Source organism: Psychrobacter sp. MES7-P7E (assembly GCF_002863645.1).
Classification (GTDB): domain Bacteria; phylum Pseudomonadota; class Gammaproteobacteria; order Pseudomonadales; family Moraxellaceae; genus Psychrobacter.
The window spans coordinates 84,407-94,275 of the sequence record NZ_PJBU01000072.1 but is presented as its reverse complement, the minus strand read 5'-3'; the positions used below and the strand labels follow the sequence as shown (position 1 = coordinate 94,275).

Here is a 9,869-nt window from a genome sequence, read left to right as displayed (position 1 = left end):
ACCAAAAGTATTATTTGGTATGATAGCCATATCTTGCTAGATGTATGAATACGGATATGTCTGACTGAAAATTCAGTCAGACATATCCGTATTATTTTACGATGATAACCAACTTACAGGATGTTACATAGTTGTTGACTGCGAGCATGATAACGGAGTTTCAAAATAAATAAAAGTTATTATTCAACTGCCCTCAGTGCTCATTTACCTTATAACCTTCATAAATAGTGTCTCGCGCCCACCTATCAATGGTGACTAGGAGCGATGGCTGTCTATTATATTTTTCACAAAAGCGCCCAATGCCATGGATAAAATAGGCTAAAGCGCTTAAAATTTTTGGTGATTTATTATGATCAGTGTTTTTGATTTATTTAAAATCGGCATCGGCCCATCCAGTTCGCATACCGTCGGACCGATGGTCGCTGCAAACTTATTTTTGACCTCGCTAACTGAGCAGATGGAACTGAATGCGGTTAAGACCATTGAGATTGAACTGTATGGCTCTTTGGCAGCGACTGGAAAAGGCCATGCGACGGATACGGCTATATTGTTAGGACTGCTTGGACATACGCCTAGCACAATAGACACACGTATGACCAGTAGCTACCTATCTCCTATCTTCTCTGACAAGATTCTCAATGTATCAGGCACGCATACGATTGCTTTTGATACAGAGCAAGATATCTACTGGTATGACGATACCGTGCTGCCCTATCACCCTAATGCACTGACGCTACGCGCTATCTCAACTGAAGGCGTTCGTTATCAGCAGACGTACTATTCAGTCGGTGGCGGTTTTGTCATCAATGAAGAAGATGCGACTAACCCAGACGAAGATCATGCCAGCCCGACCATCGATAGAGTTCCCTACCCGTTCAATAACGCAGCAGAGCTACTAGAGCAATGTCGTGAGCATGACTTGAGCATCAGCGAGTTGGTACTGGCAAATGAATGTCACTTCCATGCCAAAGAAGAAATCTTTGCTTACTTAGATAGCATTTGGGAAGTGATGCAAGACTGCGTCAAACAAGGCTGTGAAAATGGCGGTATTCTGCCAGGCGGATTAGATGTAAAACGCCGTGCCCAAGATTTGCATACACAGCTATGTGCTGAAAAAGACCAACCTATCACCAAGACCGATAAGTTAGCCGCTATGGACTGGGTCGATTTGTACGCGCTCGCCGTTAACGAAGAAAACGCCAATGGCGGCAAAGTAGTCACAGCTCCAACCAATGGCGCAGCAGGTATCATCCCTGCCGTACTGCACTACTATCGTGATTTTTTGCCCAACTACAGCCAAGATGGCGTTCGTAAATTTTTGCTAAACGCCACTGCTATCGGTAGCCTTATCAAACAAAATGCTTCAATCTCTGGTGCTGAGGTCGGTTGCCAAGGTGAGGTTGGTTCGGCATGTGCAATGGCAGGCTCCGCACTGGCAGAAATCATGAACGGCACGCCAGCAAAATGCCTAAATGCAGCAGAGATTGGTATTGAGCATAATCTAGGTCTTACTTGTGATCCTATTGGCGGACTGGTACAAGTGCCTTGTATCGAGCGTAATGCGATGGGTGCAGTTAAAGCAATCAATGCAGCACGTCTAGCCTGTAGAGGTAATGGTCAGCACTTCGTCTCTTTAGACAAAGCGATAGAAACGATGAAGCAAACAGGTGCCGATATGTCTGATAAATATAAAGAAACAGCACGAGGGGGTCTGGCGGTCTATGCTGGTAATAGAATTCCTACGGCAACGCGTGGCGTCAGTGTCAATTACAGTCAATGCTAATTTGATTTCTCAGAACATAATTTACTAATAATAAACACGTAAAAAGGCCTCTAATTCGTTAGAGGCCTTTTTGTCATATATAACTGCTTTATTGTCTATATATTGCTATCAATATTATTCAGCAGTTTTTGATACCACTTCATTTAGAATCCAAACTGGCTGCACTATATTTGAGCCTTCTGCTGTTACTGCTTCTTGGCGTACATCTAGGACATAACGATAGTTCGGCTCATAGGTAAAGCCTTGAATATTACCGTTTAGCGTAGTGTAGTTTTTCTGATAGGTCTGACGATACTGCAAGCACTGTGATTCAACCATGCTGCCATCAGTAGCAGTCAAGTCACACACTGCTTTACGCGGTGCAATTTCTACTTCAAAACTTGGGATGTTTACTACTTTTACATTCATAGGTTGTCCTTCAACAACCATCGTGCGCTCATCATCCATACTCATCGTAGAGCAACCAGAAAGGGCAAAAGTTGTCATCAATGCTGCAAGTGCTAATTTCTTCATTATTCAATCCTCAGATAATTGTTATTGATTCTTTAGTGCTGGCTTATTTATTGATTTAGCTACTAACTTATTGTTACTTAGATAAACTTAGTGTTTTGAACACCTTATCTTGCTTTGCTACAAGCTAACAAGGTCATTTGCTTTTTACTGAAACCAGTATAGGCCGCTATTCGTCATGCCCTCTATGACTGCTTTGTAAAGTAACGTCAGCTTTTGCAACTGATGTTAATGAAGCGTATTAAATAGCAGAGTTATTTGCTACTGAGCAGAAGTTTGACACTAAAAAGCCAGAACAATATTTGTTCTGGCTTTGATACAACTATGCACATTCTGTTTTGCTAAGAATGACTAGCTACGATAATCAGCGTTTATTTTGACGTAATCGTATGATAGATCGCAGGTATATACGGTATCGCTAGCATCACCACGTGCAAGATCGATATGGATAGTAATCTCAGGTCGACTCATGACTGTTTTGCCTGCCTCTTCTGTATAGTCAGGTGCAACCCCGCCATTCTGGCAAATCATTACCTCGTCTAGATACACATCGACTTGCTCTGTGTCTAGATCTTCGATACCAGCATAGCCCACTGCTGCTAATATGCGTCCCCAATTAGCATCACTAGCAAAGAATGCCGTTTTTACTAAGGGTGAATGTGCGACTGCATAAGCCACATCGCAGCATTCTTGCGTGGTTTGACCGCCAGTCACCTTGACCGTCATGAATTTAGTAGCGCCTTCGCCATCACGCACAATCAGTTGTGCCAGACGGACAAACACATCAGCCAATGCATCGAACACAGGCTGATAATGTGGATGCTCTGGACTATCAATCACCTCTGAGCTAGCAGCACCTGTTGCGATTAATACACAACAGTCATTGGTTGAGGTATCACCATCGACAGTAATGCGGTTGAAAGACTGCTCATTGATAGCGCTTAGCATTTCTTGTAATAAGTCAGCAGCGATATTAGCATCTGTCGCCACATAGCCCAGCATAGTCGCCATATTTGGGCGTATCATTCCTGAGCCTTTAGACATACCAGTGACATGATAACTAGTACCTGCCACATCAATTTTTTGACTGGCTAATTTAGGAATGGTATCTGTTGTGCGAATGCCATTAGCAGCGGCTAGCCAGCTATCAGGCGTTAGATTAGCCAATGCATTATCCAGACCTGCGATGACCGCATCACTATTTAACGGCTCGCCAATCACGCCAGTAGAGAATGGCAATATCGTATTGGTATCTACACCGGCCTTTTCAGCCAATGCTGTACAGATATCAAGGGCGCGGCGCTTGCCATCAGCACCCGTACCTGCATTGGCGTTACCCGTATTGGTGACTAAATAGCGTGGGCTAACTTTAGCAAAGTGCTCACGCAATACTCGCACTGGCGCAGCGCAAAAGGTATTTTTAGTGGTGACAACCGCGGTAGTAGCCTTGTCAGATATTTCGATGACGACTAGATCATCGCGGTCTTTATAGCGAACGCCTGCCGCCGTAGCACTGAGCTTGATGCCCTCGATAGGATAGATAACGTCAGGTACTGATACATTTCCAACAGCCATAATAAAATCCTTATTTCTCAATTTTTATCGTTATTTGTGTAATACGAAGTGATAAATACTATAGTCAGTTTAAGCTTATTCAAATACAAGAAGCACTAGCTTCAGCTCTATAACTAATAAACTGAGCAAGCTGATTATCGTACCTAGTTTACATAAGATTGACTATATATAGGCATCACGGTATATAAGTATTACGGTTTCTTTAGGTCAAATGCTGACCAAATCGGTGCATGGTCAGACGGTTTTTCCATAGCACGTAGCTCATAACTGATACCAGCATCGATACATTTATCGATTAAGTCTGAGGTACATAGAATATGATCAATACGTAACCCGCGCTTAGGTTCATCGTTGAAGCCGCGACTGCGATAATCAAACCAGCTGTATAACTCAGTGCTCTCTGGATAATGCAGACGGTAAGTATCTGTCAGCTCACGCGACATCAATGCCGAATACCATTCGCGCTCTTCTGGCAGAAATGAGGTTTTTCTATTTTTTAGCCAGCGTTTGGCATTGACTTCACCAATACCAATATCGATATCTTCTGGTGCGATATTCATATCACCCATGACGATAATCGAACGACCTTCCGCTTTTAGCGTATCAATATAAGTCATCAAATTGGCATAATAAGCACGCTTCATAGGAAATTTAGTCGGGTGATCTTGGCTCTCTCCTTGCGGAAAGTAACCATTGAGCACATCCACTTCACGACCTTCAAACTCATAACGTGCATGGATAAAGCGCTTTTGGGCTTCTTCATCTTCGCCAGGGAAGCCTTTTTGTACGAATACAGGTGCAGCTTTGGATAATAGTGCAACGCCGTAATGCCCTTTTTGTCCAAAGTACTCGACGTGGTAGCCCAGTCCTTCGATATCGCTAAGCGGAAATTGATCATCATGAACCTTGGTTTCTTGTAGGCCCATGACATCAGGATCGATTACCTCGCGCACCGCCTCGAGCTGATGCTGACGTGCACGGATACCATTGATGTTAAAACTGACAAAACGGGTCATAAACTGTCCTATACTGATTGGTTAGAATATAGCGCTCTATAAATGGGGGAAATATAAACGGCTATGATAACAAATGTAAGCGGTTCTAGCGGTTGCATGGCCTGATATCTTGAGCTAGAGTAACTCTATTATAAGCACTATCTATTATTGGTCTATCTGAAACACTTTTATTCAACAATACTTATTAAGAATATCGAGCATCACTATGACAACAATTAAGCAAAAAAATACGACATCAGCCATGAATGATGACACCAAACCATTATTTGCTAAAGATTATAACGTCTATATTAACCATACTGATGCTGGCGGTATAGTCTATCACGCCAATCACTTGGTGTTTTTTGAAAACTGCCGACGCGACTGGTTTACTGAGCTTGGCTTAAATGGGTATTTTTTGCAGACTGACAGTGGTGAAGTACAGCATTTTGTCGTGAGTCAGGCGGACTTGCAATACAAAAGAGCCATTCTATTAGATGAGGTAATTAGCGTACGTATTGATAAAGTGGAGCTAAAACCTGCCAGCATCATATTTTACCAAAGTATCTATCGCAATCTACCAAATCATAGTACTAACGAAACAGATGATAGCCAGCTACTAAGCAGTACCAAAATTGTCATTGCCTGCGTACAAAACCTCGTCAAACCAGAGCCAATGAGTAATGATGAAATAGGCAGCGATAAACAAGATACTGCAGCGACAACCCCACCAATGCGTCCTATTCGTGTACCAAAAAAACTGCGCGTTACGATTAAACAAGCTATCGACGAGCAAGTAAATGGTCAGCAGTAGAACGCTATGAGCATAGATACGGATAGAGTGTTGCTTGAATTTGATAACCTATGGGTACATAGCCAACGGACGATAAATGCTCAAAGCATTAAAAATAGCAAAGAAGCCTCGAATAAAATCTCTATGCCGTATAACATTTATCAAAAATGGGCAAGCAAGCTAACCGCAGACGCTTCACTGGATAAAGAGCCATCAACTCCTGATCGAACGCTAATAAGCGGTGCGAGCGGTACGCTATTGTCAGGGCAAGTCACTGTTTTGACTGGAGCGTCTGGTAGCGGTAAATCAGTACTATTGCGAATATTAGCAGGATTATTGCCAATGAGCGGTGGTACTGTTCGTTTGGATGATGGCACGTCAAGTAATGTTTATCACGATATTCATGAGACTTCACCTGTACTGTGGCGCCAGCAAGTTGCCCTACTCGCTCAGCACCCACAGTTGTTAGACGGCAGTGTCCTTGAAAACTTACAAATGCCTTATCAATTGCACGCTCACCAGTCGCAGACTTTTGATACAGACTGGCATATTGCTCAGCTTGAACATTTGGACAGAAGTGCAGACTTTTTGCAACAAGACGCCAAGCACTTATCTGGTGGCGAGCGTCAACTGGTCAATACATTGCGTCTATTGCAGCTTAGTCCACAAGTTCTATTGCTAGATGAACCAACTGCTGCTTTGGACATGGACACTTCAGCACAGCTAGTCAACTTACTTATCAACTGGTTGCACACAGATGCACAGCGCACACTCCTATGGGTGACTCACGACACAAAAGATATTATGCCTTTGGCAAATAGACATTGGCATATGCAAGCAGGTGTGCTCATTGCAGACTCTTGAAGAACTTTTATACAAGAATATCTAATCAAATGAGTAAGTCGTCGTATAGTTGCTCAGACAATTTAGCATGTTAATAACCTTAACCCTCACCTTGTATTATTACTATAATTACTTTCTAAATAAGCTCATATGAGTGGTACGAATGATATGCAAATTTTTCTCACTTATAGTGATATTGCTCTTGCCAGTAGTTTAATTATTATCGTGTTACTCATCTCTTGGCGCTTACGGTTAAGACTAAGCAAGACCCTTTTGATAGCGGCACTTCGTACGATTATACAGCTTAGCTTTATTGGGCTGATACTGGCGTGGATTTTTGCACGTGAACAATGGTATGAAGTACTACTTATCTTAACGGTCATGACTCTAATTGCAGGAAGTGCCGCCAAAAATCGCGTTAAACGTAGCTATAAGGGGTTATTAACAGATACGCTATTGGCAGTCGGTATCTCAGCAATACTAGTAACGGCGATTGCGATTATAGCAATTTTGAATGTGCAGCCTTGGTATACACCGCAATTCATTATTCCTATATTAGGCCTGATATTAGGGAACTCTCTGACTGCTATTTCGTTGACGAGCAATCAATTGATCGAATCCTTTCATGAGCAATCAGGGCGTATCGAGATGATGCTCAGTCTATCTGCTAAGCCATTCGAAGCCGTCCATGAGCAGATAAAAGCAGCTATCACTAATGGCATGACTCCAACTTTAAACTCTATGCTAGTCGTCGGTATTGTTAGTTTACCAGGCATGATGACGGGTCAAATCCTAGCAGGCGCCGATCCTACTCAAGCCGTACGCTATCAAATAGTTACTATGTTCCTGATATGTGTCAGCAGCACGCTTGGCTGCACTATCAGTGCATTACTCATTTATCGACGTTTCTTTAATAAAAAAGATCAATTTATTTTACCGCAATAATTTTGGCATTTACATTCCTGTGTTTTTTGTCAGCTTACCAACATTAATTATCTAATCCTTCTTTTGTCAGCCAACAAAGTTACTATATTCTTATAAGTTAATATATGTACTGATCAGTATCGCTTACTGTTATTGTTTTAGACTAAATTCATGCTAATGTATTGCTCAAATGTATCGTTTTTTTGATACTTTATTTGTAAGCAGCAGATAAATAGTTTTAGAACGAGCATTATTTTTATTACTGAACTTTTTGTTTATTTGTTCTATTTAATGCTTTATCTAAATACTCATTAAATAGAATGCTGTTATAGCAGCAAAAGACTAGCTATTAATCAATAGACAGGGATGCTATTGAAGATGGTATATACCACCTAAATAAGTGGTGGTTTGTACTATTGATAGATTGACAAATACCTTTTCAAAATACTTTAGCCTATACCAAATCGCAAGGATGCTAACTATGATATCGAACAAACCTTGGCTTTCTCAATATCCAGCCGGTGTGCCAAAAACCATTAACCCCGATAGATATAGCAGCATCATGGAGCTGTACGAAGAATGCTTCGATCGCTTCCGTGGACATCCGATGAGCATTTGTATGGGAGTGACTCATACTTATGGTGATATTGATAATGCTTCAATGGCAGTCGCTGCTTGGCTACAGAATCAAGGCTTGCCAAAAGGTAGTGTCGTCGCTCTCATGATGCCAAACGTTCCACAGTATCTGCCCACCATGATTGGAATACTACGTGCAGGCTACGTTTGTACCCCTGTTAACCCACTATATACTGGCCGAGAATTACGCCATCAGCTTAACGACTCAGGTGCCCAGGCAATCTTTGTGGTTGATAACTTTGCCCAAGCGCTTGAGCAAGTTATTGAAGAAACGGCTATCAAACGTGTCATCCTATCGAAGATGGGCGATATGATGGGTTTGAAAGGTATTTTGGTCAATACAATTATTCGTCAGGTCAAACGCTTAGTACCCAAATACAACCTTAACGATCCTAAGTACCATGTCACTAAGTTTCCTGAAGTATTGAAAAAAGGTAAAAACCTACCTTTTCAGCAACCAAAAATGTCTTTGGATCAAAAAGCATTTTTACAATATACAGGCGGTACCACAGGCCTTTCGAAAGGCGCTATTTTGTCACAGCGTAATATCGTAGCAGCAGCGATGCAATCAGAAGCATGGACTCGCCCTATCACATCAGAAATTAACGAAGTGTATATCAATATGGTGATGGCACTGCCGTTGTATCATATTTTTGCATTCATGCTTAGCCTACTTGGTATGCGCTCAGGCTATACTTTTATACTAGTACCTAATCCACGTGATATTCCTGGATTTGTTAAAACCTTATCAAAACAACCGTTCCATATTTTCCCTGCAGTCAACACCCTCTTTAAGGGGCTGCTCGATAATCCTAACTTTAAAGATTTGGACTTTAGCTCTTTACGTATCTCACAAGCTGGTGGTATGGCGGCTACCGAGCAAACTGCGAATCGCTGGTTAGAAGTAACTGGCTGCGCGATGATCGAGGGTTGGGGTATGACAGAAGGCGTTGCAGTCGGCACCGCCAACGTTATTACCAATCGTGAGTTTAACGGTACTATCGGTGTGCCAGCACCTGGCGTAGATGTCATTATTATTGATGAAGATGGCAAGCATGTAGGTTTAAACGAAGGGGGCGAGCTTTGTATTAAGGGCCCTAACGTAACCTCTGGATATCTAAATAGAGACAGTAGTGCTGATTTTACTAGTGATGGTTATTTCCGCACTGGTGATATCGTCAGTATGGATGACAAAGGTTATATTAAACTGCTAGATCGCAAAAAAGACATGATTTTGGTTTCAGGATTTAACGTATTCCCGAACGAAATTGAATCTGTGATGCTTGACTGTGACGGCATTCTTGACTGTGCGGTAATTGGTATTCCTGATAGTCATCAAGGTGAAGCGGTCAAAATATACGTAGTACCTGAAGACAATAACGTTACCAAAGAAGTGATTACAGACTTTGCGTTAGATAACCTAACGGGTTATAAGTGTCCACGCCACATCGAGTTTGTGAGCGACCTACCAAAAAGTAATGTCGGTAAAGTACTGCGTCAAAAATTGCGTGAAAAACACAATGCAGACTACCCGCAAGTATAAATAGAGACAATTTTTAAAAAATTCTAAAAACATGAATTTATTTTTACTAAAGGCATCTTACAGTAATTGTAAGATGCCCTTTTGTATATTTATTTTCTGTCATTCAACTATAAAATTTCTCTATTATAATTACTACAAATCTACTTTTATATCCAATTATATGACATTTTTTGAATAAATTTCATGTTAATTACTTGATAAGAAAGTAAATTATTTGTCTAGGTATTTTCTGATTATTCAACATATATTATTTCATTTATCAAATTT

At 41.4% G+C, this 9,869-nt stretch carries 8 protein-coding genes; 5 read left to right on the top strand and 3 right to left on the bottom strand.

Annotated features, from left to right (window positions below):
• Positions 1–346 precede the first annotated feature (346 nt).
• On the top strand, positions 347–1,783 hold the full coding sequence (locus tag CXF62_RS03135; RefSeq protein ID WP_322868750.1) for an L-serine ammonia-lyase: 1,437 nt from the start codon (positions 347–349) through the stop codon (positions 1,781–1,783).
• A gap of 114 nt (positions 1,784–1,897) precedes the next feature.
• On the opposite strand, the gene CXF62_RS03130 is transcribed toward CXF62_RS03135, so the two are convergent.
• From CXF62_RS03130 to xthA, 3 genes are all read right to left on the bottom strand, one after another.
• Positions 1,898–2,296, bottom strand: a complete 399-nt coding sequence (locus CXF62_RS03130; protein WP_102092874.1) for a DUF4377 domain-containing protein — start codon at positions 2,294–2,296, stop codon at positions 1,898–1,900.
• A gap of 348 nt (positions 2,297–2,644) precedes the next feature.
• A complete protein-coding gene (gene argJ / locus CXF62_RS03125) occupies positions 2,645–3,868 on the bottom strand; it encodes a bifunctional glutamate N-acetyltransferase/amino-acid acetyltransferase ArgJ (RefSeq protein ID WP_102092873.1) in 1,224 nt (407 codons plus the stop codon).
• Between the two features lie 191 nt (positions 3,869–4,059).
• Positions 4,060–4,884, bottom strand: a complete 825-nt coding sequence (xthA, locus tag CXF62_RS03120) for an exodeoxyribonuclease III (protein ID WP_102092872.1) — start codon at positions 4,882–4,884, stop codon at positions 4,060–4,062.
• Between the two features lie 205 nt (positions 4,885–5,089).
• Here xthA and CXF62_RS03115 point away from each other — a divergent pair, with 205 nt between their 5' ends.
• The 4 genes from CXF62_RS03115 (at position 5,090) to CXF62_RS03100 (ending at position 9,602) form a co-directional block, all read left to right on the top strand.
• A complete protein-coding gene (locus tag CXF62_RS03115) occupies positions 5,090–5,677 on the top strand; it encodes a thioesterase family protein (protein WP_102092871.1) in 588 nt (195 codons plus the stop codon).
• A gap of 6 nt (positions 5,678–5,683) precedes the next feature.
• Positions 5,684–6,520: an ABC transporter ATP-binding protein gene (locus CXF62_RS03110; RefSeq protein WP_102092870.1), complete on the top strand. Its 837-nt coding sequence runs from the start codon at positions 5,684–5,686 to the stop codon at positions 6,518–6,520.
• A gap of 147 nt (positions 6,521–6,667) precedes the next feature.
• Complete coding sequence (locus CXF62_RS03105; protein WP_201607444.1) at positions 6,668–7,444, top strand: ABC transporter permease; 777 nt, start codon at positions 6,668–6,670, stop codon at positions 7,442–7,444.
• A gap of 460 nt (positions 7,445–7,904) precedes the next feature.
• The gene (locus CXF62_RS03100) at positions 7,905–9,602 is read left to right on the top strand and encodes an AMP-binding protein (RefSeq protein ID WP_102092868.1); all 1,698 of its coding nucleotides are present in this window, start codon (positions 7,905–7,907) and stop codon (positions 9,600–9,602) included.
• Positions 9,603–9,869: the final 267 nt, after the last annotated feature.

Bases quoted from the DNA above. Each gene is read 5' to 3' on its own strand.
- argJ (WP_102092873.1), bottom strand. From the start codon at position 3,868: ATGGCTGTTGGAAATGTATCAGTACCTGACGTTATCTATCCTATCGAG.
- CXF62_RS03130 (WP_102092874.1), bottom strand. From the start codon at position 2,296: ATGAAGAAATTAGCACTTGCAGCATTGATGACAACTTTTGCCCTTTCT.
- CXF62_RS03100 (WP_102092868.1), top strand. From the start codon at position 7,905: ATGATATCGAACAAACCTTGGCTTTCTCAATATCCAGCCGGTGTGCCA.
- CXF62_RS03110 (WP_102092870.1), top strand. From the start codon at position 5,684: ATGAGCATAGATACGGATAGAGTGTTGCTTGAATTTGATAACCTATGG.
- xthA (WP_102092872.1), bottom strand. From the start codon at position 4,884: ATGACCCGTTTTGTCAGTTTTAACATCAATGGTATCCGTGCACGTCAG.
- CXF62_RS03115 (WP_102092871.1), top strand. From the start codon at position 5,090: ATGACAACAATTAAGCAAAAAAATACGACATCAGCCATGAATGATGAC.
- CXF62_RS03105 (WP_201607444.1), top strand. From the start codon at position 6,668: ATGCAAATTTTTCTCACTTATAGTGATATTGCTCTTGCCAGTAGTTTA.